The sequence below is a fragment of the Microcystis sp. LE19-131.1A genome, assembly GCF_027532015.1.
GTDB classification, from domain to species: Bacteria; Cyanobacteriota; Cyanobacteriia; order Cyanobacteriales; family Microcystaceae; genus Microcystis; species Microcystis ichthyoblabe_A.
The window spans coordinates 1-15302 of record NZ_JAPZSS010000100.1 but is presented as its reverse complement, the minus strand read 5'-3'; the positions used below and the strand labels follow the sequence as shown (position 1 = coordinate 15302).

Below are 15302 nucleotides of genomic sequence, written 5' to 3'. Positions count from 1 at the left end.
TTAAATGTTTCAGGATATACTCCACAAAAGCGTTTAAACTCTTCTGGATTCAAATTTTTTACTTTTTCGTAAGTCATGGTTTTTCTGAGTGTTTTACTTTATTGTACATAATCAGTTCCTATTTTTGCAGGAGGTCTATAGTTCATCTCCTGCATAATGGCGGGGATTTTTAACCCCGGCAGTTGCAAAGGACTGCTTTGAACACAACATAGCCCCACTTCGGGAGTTTGGGCTACTTCGCTGTAAAATTTGGCAGTAGCTTCCAGATAAGTCATTTTCATCCTTTAAACTCCTTTTCTCTGATCAATTCAAGGACTTACTTCGCATCCTCGCCCAACGCTATCTTAGCAGGGTGGATCGGCACCCCCCTGATCAAGAGCGGATTTCAGGAGGGATCGAACCTAAAATCCCTTTTTAATTTAATTATAACCAGCTACTTAGCTGCATCTCGAGGGATTTCTTCATCCCCAAACCGATCGAGAAGTTACCGGGTTAATCTAGGATTAGCTCCTGTTGACGGCTGTAGAGAGGACAGAAATATGATACTGACAATAATCGATCGCCTTACGGAAACCAACCCGCAAATTATGCGAGAATGGCAAGGAAGATTAACCCCGAAAAATATCTCGATCGCCTCGATTATCTCCCTTGTTGGTCAATTATTAGTTTACTTGTACTATCAAAATCTCTTGCCAGTAGGAGCGGGATTTAGTCGTTACTGTACCGCTAATCCCCCCAATAACAACGACTATTATCCCTATAGTGGGCTTAAATACTGTATCCAAGACTTAAATGGTCAATGGATGATTATCTCCCGGTTATGGTGGTTAGATATCTTCACTTTTCTGAGTATTACCGGCATTTTCGCTCTTTTAGTGGTGGGAACCTATCAATTAATTGCCGATCTTTCTGGGGAAGAGCGCCGAGGTACACTTAATTTTATCCGTCTGAGTCCCCAACCCGCCAAAACGATTTTTATCGGCAAAATTTTCGGGGTTCCCATTCTCCTCTATCTCGTCTGTCTTCTCGCTTTACCCTTTCACTTGGGGGCGGGTTTATTAGCAGGTATTCCCTTGTCGTTAATTTTAGCCTTCTACGCGGTTCTGATCGCTAGTTGTGCCTTTTTCTATCATGCTGCCCTTAGTTTCGCTTTAGCCACGCCATGGTTAGGAGGATTTCAACCCTGGTTAGGCAGTGCTACAGTCTTAATCTTTGTGTTTTATAGCAGTATTTTTACTTTATCGGGCTATGGCGGTTCCCGTACCCCCTTTGATTGGTTAATTCTCTTTAATCCTAGTTTTTTCCTTCCCTATCTAGTTAAATCTACCTTTCTCCCCCCCGATGCGGTACGCTATCTAGGAATCTCACAAATCTTTGATCTGCGTTGGTACGGTCAATCTCTCTGGCAATCGGTTATAATGGGTATTGGCTTAATTTTGCTCAATTTCGCCCTCTGTACCTACGGTTTAACCAGAATTATCCAGCGTCGCTTCCATAATCCCCTCGCTACTCTTGTTAGTAAACCCCAAAGTTACTGGATGATGGGCTGTTTTAGCGCCATTAGCCTAGGTTTTGTCTTCCAAACTCTGGAACCGAGCTATCTTTTCGATAATTTTGTCATTCTTAGCGTTTTTGTGGCAATTTTTGGCTTGTTAATCCTTTTTGCCCTCACTCCCCCCCGTCAAACTCTCCAAGATTGGACTCGCTATCGTCATCTGCAAGGAAAAACGGGCATTAGTCTGGGGAAAGCTCTAATCTTTGGCGAAAAAAGCCCTTCTACCCTAGCCATGGCTGTTAACGTCGCCATTGCCATTTTATTCATCCTTCCCGCTATTTTTATCGCCCCTCTCCATCAATATAAACTAGCCACTGCAGCCGGGTTTCTCTTGGCAATGAACATGATTTTAGTCTATGCCGCTATCGCCCAATTATTGATGTTAGGCAGCACAAATAAACGCGCTTTGCTGGCAGCCACTAGCATCGGCATTTTGATTATTTTCCCCTTCCTCTGTTTCGCTGTCCTGCGAGTTGATCCCAGTCAATCTCCGCTTTTATGGTTTTTTACTTTTCTTCCCATTGCCGCTACTAAATACGCTACACTTCCCTCTTTCGCTTTGGCAATCTTCGGTCAGTGGTTGGGTTTAACCCTCCTCGGATGGCAAATTAATCGGCAATTAAATCGCCTTGGTGCCTCGGCAACTAAAGCGTTAATGCCAAGCTGAAAAATACCGACTCACATCGGTTAAATTTTTTTCCAAAAAAGCTTGACAAAACCCCACGACTTGACAGATAATTTCTTATAGAATGGGAATCCGTGCCTACCTGCGAACCCCTTATTTTCAGGTCAAATAAAGCCTCAAAAAATTAAGCATTGTTAGATCAGAATAGGAAAGATGCAGTGCAATCCTTAGCTATCACAGTAATTTTAGTTCCGGTGCTGATTCGGAGCATCTTTCAATTTGACAACGCCTATTGTAGGGCTAATTCTGGAATTAGCCCTACACCTAGTAATTTCAGTGGTCAGTAAACAGTGAACAGTAATCGGTCAACTGATAACTGATAACTGATAACTGATTTAACCCACCACCGATAAACTATCAACGATTAGCGAGGGGGTATAACAGGAACCATTCCATTGATTATCGGACCCCAAAGCGATTAAATTCTGCAAAGCAGTATAAACATTTCCCGTTACCATTGTATCTTTAACTCGTCCGGTGATTTTGCCCTTTTCTATGCGATAACCCAGATCGATATTGACAGAAAAATCGCCCGAAATATCGGCCCCATGACCTAAAATTTGGTCAATAACTAGACCTTCATCTATTTGCGAGATTAAATCCTCTAAAGTTCCCTCTCCCGGTGCCACGATTAGATTAACTAAATCTGGCATAGGATAAACCCCTAACCCGGGACGAAAACCGTTTCCCGTCGGAGTAGTTTTTAATAGTCTGGCCGTGGTACGATCGCTATAGAATTCTTTAACTCTACCTCGTTCAATTAAAGATAAAAATTTGGTGGGAGTTCCCTCATCATCAAAGGGACAACTATAGGGTTCTCGCTCCGGTTGTTGAGATAAAGTCAACTGTTCTGACATAACCAATTGACCGATTTTATCACTCCAGGGCGAGGATTTTTCTAAGATCTGTTTACCATTTAAAGCCATCGCCACCGTACCCCATAACAGGGTAACTGCATTAGCAGTCAATAAAATTGGTAATTTACCTGTGGGACTATCCACATTATTGGCGGCCCATTGTAGTCGCTGCAATAACTGTTTAATTACGGTTTCGGGATGAGGTGTACTGCGAGTATATTCCCCATCATAAACCGCGAGAAAATCCTCCCCCCGCACCCATTCAATCCCCAGATAATAACTCAAAGCTGTATCGGTATATTGACAATATAAACCCTGGGAATTAACTAAACGGGTGATTTCCCGTTCACATTCCCATTCACCACTACAAATAACCTCAGGATAAACTTGGCGAATTTGGCCAATCATTTGATTACCCATCTCGATTAAAGATTCTACCGCCACATCCTGGCCAATCGGGTCATAAATTGCCTGTCGTGGTGCCGAAAATTCGATTTCTTCGGGGGCATTGAGATAGGATAAATTTAACGCTGTTTCTACTAAAATTTCCGGTTCCACATCACCATAACCCACCGCTAACCCCGGACAACCCTCGCGCCATAATCTTAAGGCAGTTCCCACAGATTCGGAACTTTCTAGCTGTTTGAGACGATTAGCCTCAAAAAAAACGGGATGGGAAAGGGAGGAAGATTGATAAACTTCGGCTGCCACTGCTCCCGATTTGAGAGCCAGTTCGATGAGTTGTTGCGGATCGATCGTCATGGTGATAGTTTTTGAGATAATGGCTATCTGATTAGCGAAAATTTGGGTTTAAAACCCCTTCGTTTCACGACAGTTTTTCTTGATCTCTAATATAGCACTTAAGAACTGCCAATGGCACACCTCCCACAGAAGAAACAAAATAACTAGGAGACCAAAGAGCATCTTTCCCATCTGATTTAGGATAAGCAGCTTGTTTATATCTGCCACTAGAAACCGCTCTTTCTACCTGCTCTGGTTTAAGGATTTTCAAATTCGTTCTTTTGGCAAAAAATTGTCTCAATAGTCCATTGGTATGCTCGTTTAATCCCCTCTCCCACGAATGATAAGAAGTAGTAAAATAAAAATCTGCTCCTAGTTTCTGACTCAACTCTTGATGTCCACAAAATTCTTTAACCTTGTCACAAGTAAAGGTTTTTCTTTGGTCAGGGTGAATCTCTTGGGAAAGTTTTTCTGTGACAAGGGTTGATTTCCGATGCGGTTTTGTTTTTGGCTAATCCTGCTACTAAAAATTTCGAGGCTTTGTCCATATATGTAACGATAATTCCTCGATAATTTCCTCCAATCATTGTGTCACTTTCCCAATAACCGATTTCGGTTTTATGGTCAGCAATTGCTGGTCGCTCGCTGATATCTACACGACTAGGATCAATATATTTTGAATAAATAGTCAGAAAATATCAAGAAGGGAATCGGCTTTAAACCTTGTCCGTCAACTATCCATTCCCCTATTCTGGCGCTCCCTGCTTCAACGTGGGGGACAAAATGAGGTAAGGTAAAAAAGCTGTGCCTATAACCGAGACTATGAGCGTTGAATGGCAATCCGTCAAAACCTACGAGGATATTCTTTACCATAAATGGGGGGGAATCGCCAAAATTACCATCAATCGACCCCATAAGCGTAATGCCTTCCGTCCGAAGACAGTTTTTGAGCTTTACGACGCTTTCTGTGATGCTCGCGAGGATGCGCGCATTGGGGTGGTATTGCTCACGGGTGCAGGTCCCCACAGCGATGGCAAATATGCTTTTTGTTCCGGCGGCGATCAGACGGTGCGCGGTCAGGCGGGTTATATTGGCGATGATGGCGTACCCCGGCTCAATGTGCTGGATTTACAGAAATTAATTCGCTCCATCCCCAAGGTAGTTATCGCGCTGGTGGCAGGTTATGCGGTCGGGGGCGGTCATGTTTTACACTTGGTTTGTGATTTAACCTTAGCGGCGGATAACGCCATTTTTGGCCAGACCGGTCCGAAAGTGGGCAGTTTTGACGGCGGTTTTGGCTCTAGTTATCTGGCCCGGGTAGTCGGTCAGAAAAAAGCTCGCGAGATTTGGTTTCTCTGTCGGCAGTATAACGCCCAACAAGCGTTAGCAATGGGTTTGGTTAACCATGTCGTCCCGGTAGAGGAATTAGAGCAGGAAGGGGTTAAATGGTCCTTAGAAATTCTCGAAAAAAGTCCCTTGGCGATTCGCTGCCTAAAATCGGCTTTTAATGCTGATTGTGATGGTCAAGCGGGTTTACAGGAGTTAGCAGGCAATGCCACTTTACTCTACTATATGACCGCCGAAGGAGCCGAAGGTAAACAGGCTTTCCTGGAAAAACGTCCCCCCGATTTTAGTCAATATCCTTGGCTACCCTAATCAGTGAGCAGTAAACGGTAATCAGTAATCAGTGAAAAGAAAGCAGAAAACCGCCGTGTAATACTGCTCACTTAATACTCCCTACTCCTACTGATAACTGATCACTGATAACTGATCACTGATCAGCTATGCTAGTTTAGAGAGAGTAGTTAGGTTCGGTAGCAGCATTGGTTTCAAACAGAAGTGGTTTTTCCCTGATGGCCTTGACTGGGTTGTGTCCGATCTCCTTCTCGAAATGGCTGTGATATTGGGAGACAATCCATGACAATTTACGTTGGTAATCTGGTTTATAACGTCACGAAAGAGGACTTGCAAGAGGTATTCGCTGAATACGGCACGGTTAGTCGCGTTCACTTGCCCGTAGATCGGGAAACGGGTAAAATGCGCGGTTTTGGTTTTGTGGAAATGTCCTCCGATGACGAAGAAGCAATAGCGATCGAAACTCTTGACGGGGCCGAATGGATGGGACGACAGATGAAAGTCAACAAAGCTCGTCCCAAAGAAGATGATTCTGGCTATGGTGGCGGCGGTGAGCGCAAAAACTCCAGGCGCCTGGAACGTTAAAGAGATTCTTGGAAAATTCCAGAAGCGGTTATTTCTGATAACCGCTTTCTTATCGATAATTAATCAATCTGCGTCTGTTTTCTCACATCCTAATACCCGATCCGGACATTTCATCGTTTTGACGAAAAAAGCTAACGGACGCGAGGATACCCGTTCGTCCATAGATTTTGAGAATGTTATCAGGAAAAATCAAGATTTGATTCGCACCTACTCCTGTCCACCTTATTTGTTCTGATTTTCCCATCATCATCCAACCGCTGCCATAAACTTTGACAAAAAATGAAGATAGCAATCATCACAGCAACTCCCCAAAATGTCAAGCTCGGAAGTGGTACCTTCGTCACCAATATCCATCTGACTAACGAGTTACGCTCCCAGGGTCATCTGGTTGATGTCTTCTCTCCAACCAAAGCATCGGGGCCGTTAGGCTATATGGCTCATCGCTTTCTTTGGAATTGGCGACTCGATCCCCGTCGCTTTGACCACTATGATGTGGTGGTAGGTTACGATATGGATGGTTACGCCATCAGCGATCGCCTGAAAGTCCCTTTTATTGTTTATATTCTTGGTATTATTGCCGATGAAGCTACCTTTGAGCGGGGTTGGGTGCGAACTTCCTTAGAATTGATGGCAAAAGCCGAGAAAGTGAGCGTCCATCGTGCGGATCTGGTCATCTCTATCAGTGAGTATTCGCGTACTAGACTCAAGCAACTTTATCAGTACGATGGCAATATCGAAATTGTTCATTCTCTCATTGATCTCAAAGGGTGGGATGCAGCGGTCGCCTCGGTCAAGTATGAGGAAAAAAACCGCGAGCAGAGGAGGCCGACGGTGTTTTGTGTCGGTGTCCAGTATCCCCGCAAAAATGTTGCCACTTTGATCCGCGCCGCCGCAATTCTCCGCCGTCAAATACCCGATGTAGAGGTACGAATTGCCAGCAAAGGTCCTGAATGGAATAATTTACGCCGTCTGGCACAAGAACTCAATTTAGAGCAAAATGTTACTTTTCTCGGCTATCTTTCCTATCAAGAACTGATCCAAGAATATCTTGATTGTCAAGTTTTTTGTTTACCTAGTCTGCAAGAAGGATTTGGTATAGTTTTTGCTGAAGCTATGGCCAGTTATAAACCGATTGTCGCCAGTCGTTCATCCTCGACACCGGAGTTGATTGAAGATGGTGTACAAGGCCTATTAGCCAATCCCTTAGATGCTGAAGATTTAGCGAGTAAATTGGCAGAAGTGCTTCTCAATCCAGAAAAAGCTCGTTCCTTAGGGAAGGCAGGTAGAGCGAAAGTTTCAGAATTTGATGCACCGATTATTGCCCAACGCTTCAGTCAGTTATTAACCAATTTTCTGGAAAAATAGGTTAACTTTGAGAATAAAAGTTCAACCGCTAACGCACAGCGTATAAATGGAAAATATCCACGAATGTCGAAGGTAGCAAGTCTCTTTTTTCTAGTTGAATTTTGAAGCCATTATCTGCCAGCATTTGGCTTATTTGTTTTAAGCGTCCCTTTTTATCGTGAATTTCAGCCACTATTTGCTTGATTTTTGGCCAGTCTTTAGCTTCGATGCTTTGAAATACTTCGTATTCTTCTCCTTCCACGTCAATTTTCAATAAATCGATGGAGTCGATACCGAGTTCATTAATTACGGAGGATAGAGTTTTTACTTCACAGACTACTTGTTCTTTTTCTTGGAAAAACTCTTCAAACAAATTTTCTATTTTTGGGAAATTCTGATCCACTTGAATATCTTCTAATTCGGCCAAGGTATCCTCTGGCTTTGTGGTTGAATTAGCAGACATATTAGGATAAAAAGTAAAGATTTTTGCTGGGTTATTTTCTGAACTTAATCCACAGTTAAATAAAACAACATCCTCTAAAGAATGCAAATGAATATTTTTTTGCAAAACCTCAAAAGTTGGCTTGATTGGCTCAAAGGCGAAAACTTTTGCTGTTGGTTCAACTCCCTTGACAAAAATAGAGAATAGACCAATATTGGCTCCAACATCAAAGATCACATCGCCTTCTTTGATGACAATATCATGCCCTTCATATTGCCTTTCAGTAAATATTTCCGAAAAAATGTATTCTGTTTCCTCTTTGCTACTACTGTAGTAACATTCTAATCCATTAGAAAAAGTAATTTTCTTGGCTATCACCGTTGATGTATAGTTGTAATCTTGGACAAAATTATATTAACACCACGAATCGCTCCCCGTCAAGAATGAGGTAACAAGCCTCACTTTCTGGGGGATAGCTAAAAGCTTTGATGTGCCTAGTTTCTAACCTTCTTTTTAGGTAGGAGAATTGTCAGATTCTGTCTTTTGCCTCTTGCCTTCAAAAGCTGATAACTGATAACTGAAATGACGGACTTAAGCCACCTTTTTCCGTGACTCAAGGATGGGGTGAATAATTGTCCAGGCTAGGACGATAATTAAAGCCAAGATACCAAAACGAGCCATAGAACTGACTAACTGGTGCAAGGGGAACAAACGGCCTAAAAAGAAAGATAATGTCACCATAATCGTCGCCCACACCGTCGCCCCACCGAGATTACAGAGGAAAAAGCGACCGTAGGGCATTCGGGCAATTCCCGCCATGGGACCGGCAAAGATTCTTAACAAAGCCACGAAACGACCGAAAAAGACCGCCCGGGGTGCATTTTTACTAAATTGATCCTTGGCTAATTCTAGTTTTTGAGGCGGAATCCGAAAGAATTTGCCAACTTTTAACAAAAACGGCCAACCTCCAGCGCGACCGAGCCAATAGCCAAAATTATCGCCCAAAACTGCTCCTGTAATTGCGCTGACTAAAACTAACCAATAGTTTAAATCACCGCTACCGGCAAGGAAGCCGCCGACAATGGTGATGGTTTCTCCCGGGATGGGAATCCCCATATTTTCCAGGGTGATGCCGATAAATACTGCCCAGTATCCGTATTGGTGGGCGATTTCTTCAATATTTTCTAGGGATAATAGCTCTAGGGACATGGAGCGCTTTCTTAACAAAGGTTTACGAATATTCTAAGATATTTTTACAGTATTTAACCGTGGCTGAACATGACTTTTCCCAGTATTGATTTATTAGCAATTCGTGAGGGTGAGATAAAAGATTTAGCGGGCATGAACTTGGCAGGGGCTGATTTAGCGGGTGCAGACCTAGCAGGGGCGAATTTACGCGCAAATTTGCGCGGTGCTGACCTAACTGGGGCAAATTTAAGGGGAGCAGATTTTCGTAATGCCGATTTACGCGGGGCAATTCTCCTCGATGCGATCGTGACTGGGGCAAGTTTGGCCGGCGCTTTTTTAGCCGGGGCGGTTTTTAATCATCTAGATTTGTCCGGGGCAGATTTTCGCGGTGTCGATGGCCGGGGAGTGAGTTTTGTCGGGGCGATTTTAACCCAAGCGGATTTTACTAGCGCTAATCTGTCCGGGGCAGATCTGTCGGCAACCGATTTAGAGGAAGCAATTTTTTTCGGGGCGATTTTACGCGGAACAAATTTTACTGATGCCAATCTTCTTTGTGCTAGTTTAGCCTCGGCAGTAACCACGGGGGCAATTTTCGATCGAGCTTGTTTGGAAGGGACAGGATTAACCTAAGTAGGTAGTCGTTAAAAGTTATCAGACACCCCCCTTATCAAGGGGGGCAGGGGGGATCGGCACCCCCCTTATCAAGGGGGGCAGGGGGGATCGACACCCCCCTTATCAAGGGGGGACTAAGGGGGGATCGGCACCCCCCTTATCAAGGGGGATCCCCCCGCCTATCGGCACCCCCCTTATCAAGGGGGGCAGGGGGGATCGACACCCCCCTTATCAAGGGGGGACTAAGGGGGGATCGGCACCCCCCTTATCAAGGGGGGCAGGGGGGATCAGAGGCAAAATCTATCTTCAATTTAATTATAACTACTTACTTAAATGGCTGATAGATAAAAGAAGATGAGTTTCTAATCGGTTGCTATCTACCTCCATGGCTCCAGCTATTCTGAACCATTTAACCCCTTTGCTGCCCTAAGTCTTCCTCTTGGCCAAATTGGTCAAGTTTTTGCCATTCTCCACCAGAAAATTTAGTTTAATTGTCTGGGTAATCAGTGCAGTTATTGAAGAATTTTACCCAACCAATTAAGCAATCAACCCAGTTCCTTAAGGGAACCTAGAAGAAAAGATTATGCACAAAAATGATAGGATTGATCGATACCTAGCTGCCGTTAATCGCCCTCGATGAGACCTTTACGCCAACTTTACCGCTATTTAAGTTTATTTTGCCTCTGTCTTCTTCTGACTGTGGGCTGTCAGTCCACTAATTCCAATTTACCCCGGGGAGATAGCGATCGCCTGATAATTGGGACAACCCTAAAACCACGCTCGATCGATCCGGCCGATAGTTATGAGTTAGCAGGACTTTTTATTATTTATAATCTCGGTGAAACTCTCTACACCTACGCCGAAGGAACCACTAATTTAAAGCCTCTTCTTGCCACGGAATTGCCGCAAATTAGCCCCGATGGTTTGACTTATACTATCCCAGTACGTCGAGGAGTTATCTTTCATGATGGCACGGTTTTTAACGCAGAGGCGATGAAGTTTTCCCTAGAAAGATTTATCAAAAATGGTGGGGAACCTTCCTTTCTTCTTCGGGATACAATTGATAAAATCACCGCCAGCAAAGAGGACGAAATTACTATTAAATTAACCAGACCTTTTGCCGCCTTTCCCGCTCTTTTAGCTTATCCCGGAGCCTGTGCGGTTTCACCCAAATTTTATCAAATTGGCGAAGGTAAATTTAAACCCGAAGAATTTATCGGCACAGGACATTATCGATTAAAAGCAGTTACTAGCGATTCTTTTAGTTTAGAAGCTTTTGATCGCTATTGGGGAGAACCGGCCAAAAATAAGGGAGTTAATGTGCAAATTTATCTCTCGAATCCTGCCAATTTATTTAACGGTTTTCAGACGGGTGCGGTGGATATTGCCTATCAATCTTTACTGCCTCCTCAAGTGAGAAAATTACGCACAGAAGCAGCCCAGGGAAAATGGCAAGCGATCGAATCTTCTGGGGCAGCAATTAACTTTATGAGCGTCAATCTCAAAAGTGAACCCACCGATAATATTTTAGTGCGACAAGCAATTGCTTCTCTAGTCGATCGAGATTTACTTAATGATCGCATTTTACAAGGTCAAGGCATCCCTCTTTTTAGTCTTATTCCTACGACTTTTTCCGAATCACAACCGGTGTTTAAAGAGCGCTATGGCAACCATAATATAGAACAAGCCAAACAATTACTAAAAACTGCTGGTTATAGTCCAGAAAAACCAGCAATTGTAGAAGTTTGGCACTCCTCGGGATCGATCACTTCCAGCACTGTAGCGGCAGTGCTGAAAGCCCTATCAAAACGGGATTTAGATAATAGTATTCAATTTGAACCCAATAGTATCCTAGGAGCAGCCTTTTTCCGTAATATTAGCCGGGGACTTTATACCACTGCTCTATCCAATTGGTATCCCGATTTTTTGGATGCAGATAACTATATTTATCCCTTTTTGGATTGTGCTAAAGGTTCCCCAGAAACTGGCTGCGAAGAGGGAGGATCACAAAGTCAAGGCTCATTTTTTTATAGTCAAGAAATGAATCAATTAATCGCCCAATCCCGTCAGGAAAGTAACCCAGCTAAAAGAAAGCAAATTTTTGGCAAAATTCAAGAAATTCTCGCCGATGAAGTTCCCTATATTCCCCTTTGGCAAACCAAAGAATATGCTTTTGCTCGTCATGGCATCACGGGAGTTATCATCAATCCCAGTCAAACTTTTCCCTTCTGGACAATCGCCAAAAAACCCCGATAATTAATCATGAGTCAGCCGTCAGCTTTTGGTCCCTGCCTCGCCATGCTGGTAGGGGGTTTTATCTGTTAAAATTTCTTATCGTCGTGAGGCGAAAACAAACTGTTCTGGCCTTGCCTCCTGTCTTACAATAGTTAAATATAGGTTGTGTAGATAAGTAGCTGGTTATAATTAAATTAAAAATGGATTTTAGGTTCGATCCCCCCTGCCCCCCTTGATAAGGGGGGTGCCGATCCCCCCTGCCCCCTTTGATAAGGGGGGTGTCTGACAACTTTTAACGCCTACCTACTTAGATCGCCATGAAACACACATTATCCGTATTAGTTGAAGATGAAGCGGGAGTTTTAACCCGTATTGCCGGATTGTTTGCCCGTCGCGGCTTTAATATTGAAAGTCTAGCCGTCGGTCCTGCTGAACAAATGGGAGTTTCTCGCATTACGATGGTAGTGCCAGGGGACGAGGACAGCATCGAACAGTTAACCAAACAACTTTACAAATTAATTAACGTCCTCAAGGTGCAGGATATCACCCAAACCCCTTGCGTGGAAAGGGAATTAATGCTGATTAAAGTTAATGCTACCGCCGAGCGCCGAGCAGAAGTGATCGAATTAGCGCAGGTATTCCGAGCGCGAATTGTGGATATTTCTGAGGAAACCCTGACCATCGAAGTGGTGGGGGATCCGGGTAAAATGGTGGCGATTATGCAGATGCTGAATAAATTTGGCGTTCGTGAAGTGGCGCGTACCGGTAAAATTGCTCTGATTCGCGAGTCGGGAGTCAATACGGAATACCTGAAAGCTTTAGAGGCTAAAATGTCAATTTAGGGATATTGGGGATGAATTGGGGTGTTAGGGTGTTAGGGTTTTAGTTGAAATTCCCCACTTCCCCGCTTCCCCTATTGCCTTCAGAAGCTGATAAAAACTATGTCTAACCAGTCGCCGAAAACCCAAATTAGTCAACTTGTCACCGTTGCCGTGCAGAAATTGCAAGGAAAGGTAAATTTTCAGGCGGTAAATCTCAAAAAAGGGGCGAGAGTTCCCGAATTACGCCTTAAAAACGAGAATGGCAGCGGGGAAAGCAAATATCCCCTTATTGGCGATCGCTATTTGTTAGGCCGTAGTTCCAGTTCCTGTGATATTACTATCCGTAATAATGTGGTTAGTCAGATTCACTGTTCCCTGCAGCGGGACCCGAAAAATCCCCATCATTTCCTGCTCACAGATGAAAACTCCACCAACGGGGTTTATATGGGTAAACGTCGTCTGAAAAGCGTTTCCCTGCGTCATGGGGATACCTTTACCCTGGCCCCCCCAGACTTAGCTAATTGTGTCACCATCTCCTATTACTGTCCCCCTCCCCTGTGGGCGCGACTTTTGCGCTATGGTTTCTATGGTGCGGGGGGTATTTTCAGTTTATTGGTTCTAGGGATTATCTGGGAAAGTCGCAGAGTTAATGTTTATCCACTCCCTTCCGGGGTGAGCGGTCCGGTGGTGGTTTACCCTAGGGATGGTCAAACTCCCCTCAATCCCAGGCGACAGGAAACTCACCAAGAATTAGATAATCTGGGCGATTTTTCTCCCTATTTGCCCAAGGCGCTTGTCGCTTCCGAAGATAGTCGTTTTTACTGGCATTTTGGCGTTGATCCTTTGGGGATTGTCCGGGCTGTTATGATTAATCGGGAACGTCAAGGCATTCATCAGGGGGCCAGCACCCTGACTCAACAGTTAGCGCGTAGTTTATTCCCCGAAGTCGGTCGCCAAAATACTGCTGGTCGCAAAATCCGGGAGGCTGTGGTCGCTTTACAATTAGAGGCGGTGTATAGTAAGGATACAATTCTCAAAACCTATCTCAATCGAGTTTATCTCGGTCTGGCCGGTTACGGTTTTGAAGATGCGGCCCGCTTTTATTTCGATAAATCCGCAAGGGATTTAGATATCTCCGAGGCTGCCACCCTTGTGGCTATGTTACCCGCTCCGAATCGATTTAATCCCATTCAAGATTACGACACTTCTGTACAATTACGCAATCGTGTCATCGATCGCATGGCTCAATTAAGGATGATTTCCCCAGAAGAGGCCGCCAGCGCTCGCAGATCCCGCATTGAAATCAGTCCCCAAGCCAAAAAATCCCTATCTAGTACGATTGCACCATATTTTTATAGTTACGTTTTCGAGGAATTACAGGATCTTTTAGGGGAAGAAGTGGCCAAAGAGGGCAATTTTATCGTTGAAACCAGTTTAGACCGCCGGCTGCAAGCGATCGCAGAAAAAAGCTTAAAAACTCATATTTTAAACCAAGGCCCCCGCTATCGTTACTCCCAAGGAGCTTTAGTTACCCTAAACAGTCAAACTGGGGAAATTCTCGCTTTAGTTGGGGGAGTTGATTATCAAAAAAGCCAATTTAACCGCGCTGTCCAAGCTAAACGTCAACCCGGTTCCACTTTTAAGGTATTTGCTTATACTGCCGCCCTAGAAAAGGGAATATCGCCCTATAAAACCTATACCTGCGCTGGACTCTCTTGGCAAGGACAGGCCTATTCTCCCTGTGAACGCAGTAGCGGGGCCATCAATATGTTTCAAAGTTTAGCGCGATCGGAAAATAGTGTCGCCCTTCGCATTGCTCGCGAGGCAGGATTAAGCAATGTGGTCAATGTAGCGGAACGTTTGGGGGTAAAATCATCTTTAAATCCTGTACCAGGGCTAATTTTAGGGCAAAGCGAGGTAAATGTCCTAGAAATGACCGGCGCTTATGGGGTTTTTGACCATGGTGGACGCTGGAATCGTCCCCACGCCATTAAACGCATTCTCGACGCTTCCGACTGTGAAAATGTGGAGGATTTGAGTACCTGTCGGGTTATTTATGACTATGGCGAGGATAGCGAGAGAAATCAGCAGGTAATCTCCCCTAAAACCGCCGAGACGATGAATAGCCTATTGCGGGGGGTGATAACTAATGGTACAGGAGGCGCTGCCAGTATTGGCATGGGAGAAGCGGGTAAAACGGGAACTACGAATAATTATGTGGACCTCTGGTTTATCGGTTATCTTCCCCGTCGCCATTGGGTGACAGGCATTTGGTTAGGGAATGATAACAATTCTCCCACTTCCGGCAGTAGTCAACAGGCAGCCCGGTTATGGGGCGATTATCACCGTCAGTTAATCACCACACAAAATTAATCCCAATAAGTAGTCGTGCAAAATTAATTTCCTAGTGAAGATAGGCAAGAGGTGGTTAGATATGTGTAATTAATTTTGCTTAGGTACTTAGGGTTTGCTGAATAAATTTGAAATGTAGGCAAAGTAAAGGTTTTGGGGCTTTTCTCGCTCCCACAGGTGCAAGATTTTGAGAGAATCGTCGTTCAAAACCTTGCGTCTTCATCGGCCCGCGTCCTGTAGGGGCGAAGCA

11 protein-coding genes and 3 pseudogenes are annotated in these 15302 nt (G+C 44.3%); 8 read left to right on the top strand and 6 right to left on the bottom strand.

The features are described from left to right. Nucleotides 1–137: 137 nt before the first annotated feature. Nucleotides 138–281, bottom strand: a pseudogene (locus tag O9323_RS08835) (arsenosugar biosynthesis arsenite methyltransferase ArsM); the annotation flags it as partial. A 258-nt stretch (nucleotides 282–539) separates the two neighbouring features. On the opposite strand from O9323_RS08835, the gene O9323_RS08830 reads away from it, so the two are divergent. Next, nucleotides 540–2222 (top strand): hypothetical protein, encoded by a 1683-nt coding sequence (locus O9323_RS08830; RefSeq protein WP_004157942.1) that lies wholly within the window; start codon nucleotides 540–542, stop codon nucleotides 2220–2222. Nucleotides 2223–2575: 353 nt separating this feature from the next. Here the strand turns inward: O9323_RS08830 and O9323_RS08825 are convergent, their stop codons facing one another. The 3 genes and pseudogenes from O9323_RS08825 to O9323_RS08815 all read right to left on the bottom strand — a co-directional run. Further along, nucleotides 2576–3859, bottom strand: a complete 1284-nt coding sequence (locus O9323_RS08825) for a TldD/PmbA family protein (protein ID WP_004157944.1) — start codon at nucleotides 3857–3859, stop codon at nucleotides 2576–2578. Between the two features lie 64 nt (nucleotides 3860–3923). Next, nucleotides 3924–4079 (bottom strand): annotated as a pseudogene (locus tag O9323_RS08820) (transposase); the annotation flags it as partial. After that, a pseudogene (locus O9323_RS08815) lies at nucleotides 4068–4503 on the bottom strand (IS30 family transposase); the annotation flags it as partial. The pseudogenes O9323_RS08815 and O9323_RS08820, both read right to left, overlap by 12 nt. Before the next feature lie 157 nt (nucleotides 4504–4660). Here O9323_RS08815 and menB point away from each other — a divergent pair. From menB to O9323_RS08800, 3 genes are all read left to right on the top strand, one after another. After that, nucleotides 4661–5494: a 1,4-dihydroxy-2-naphthoyl-CoA synthase gene (gene menB / locus O9323_RS08810; protein WP_016514989.1), complete on the top strand. Its 834-nt coding sequence runs from the start codon at nucleotides 4661–4663 to the stop codon at nucleotides 5492–5494. Nucleotides 5495–5755: 261 nt separating this feature from the next. After that, the gene (gene rbp, locus O9323_RS08805; RefSeq protein ID WP_288124975.1) at nucleotides 5756–6058 is read left to right on the top strand and encodes an RNA-binding regulator; all 303 of its coding nucleotides are present in this window, start codon (nucleotides 5756–5758) and stop codon (nucleotides 6056–6058) included. A gap of 279 nt (nucleotides 6059–6337) precedes the next feature. Next, entirely contained in the window at nucleotides 6338–7423 is a 1086-nt protein-coding gene (locus O9323_RS08800; RefSeq protein WP_004157948.1) for a glycosyltransferase family 4 protein, read from the top strand. A 28-nt stretch (nucleotides 7424–7451) separates the two neighbouring features. Here O9323_RS08800 and O9323_RS08795 read toward each other — a convergent pair whose 3' ends face one another. Continuing rightward, on the bottom strand, nucleotides 7452–8222 hold the full coding sequence (locus tag O9323_RS08795; RefSeq protein WP_288124974.1) for an FkbM family methyltransferase: 771 nt from the start codon (nucleotides 8220–8222) through the stop codon (nucleotides 7452–7454). 213 nt (nucleotides 8223–8435) lie between these two features. Continuing rightward, entirely contained in the window at nucleotides 8436–9053 is a 618-nt protein-coding gene (locus tag O9323_RS08790) for a DedA family protein (RefSeq protein ID WP_004161440.1), read from the bottom strand. 69 nt (nucleotides 9054–9122) lie between these two features. Here O9323_RS08790 and O9323_RS08785 point away from each other — a divergent pair, with 69 nt between their 5' ends. From O9323_RS08785 to O9323_RS08770, 4 genes are all read left to right on the top strand, one after another. Further along, nucleotides 9123–9662: a pentapeptide repeat-containing protein gene (locus O9323_RS08785; protein WP_288124972.1), complete on the top strand. Its 540-nt coding sequence runs from the start codon at nucleotides 9123–9125 to the stop codon at nucleotides 9660–9662. Between the two features lie 618 nt (nucleotides 9663–10280). Then, nucleotides 10281–11900 carry an ABC transporter substrate-binding protein gene (locus O9323_RS08780; protein ID WP_288124971.1) on the top strand — a complete coding sequence of 540 codons (1620 nt, stop codon included), beginning with the start codon at nucleotides 10281–10283 and terminating at the stop codon, nucleotides 11898–11900. Between the two features lie 296 nt (nucleotides 11901–12196). Next, nucleotides 12197–12721 carry an acetolactate synthase small subunit gene (gene ilvN, locus O9323_RS08775; RefSeq protein ID WP_002732118.1) on the top strand — a complete coding sequence of 175 codons (525 nt, stop codon included), beginning with the start codon at nucleotides 12197–12199 and terminating at the stop codon, nucleotides 12719–12721. A gap of 99 nt (nucleotides 12722–12820) precedes the next feature. Further along, entirely contained in the window at nucleotides 12821–15073 is a 2253-nt protein-coding gene (locus O9323_RS08770) for a PBP1A family penicillin-binding protein (protein WP_288124970.1), read from the top strand. Nucleotides 15074–15302 lie beyond the last annotated feature (229 nt).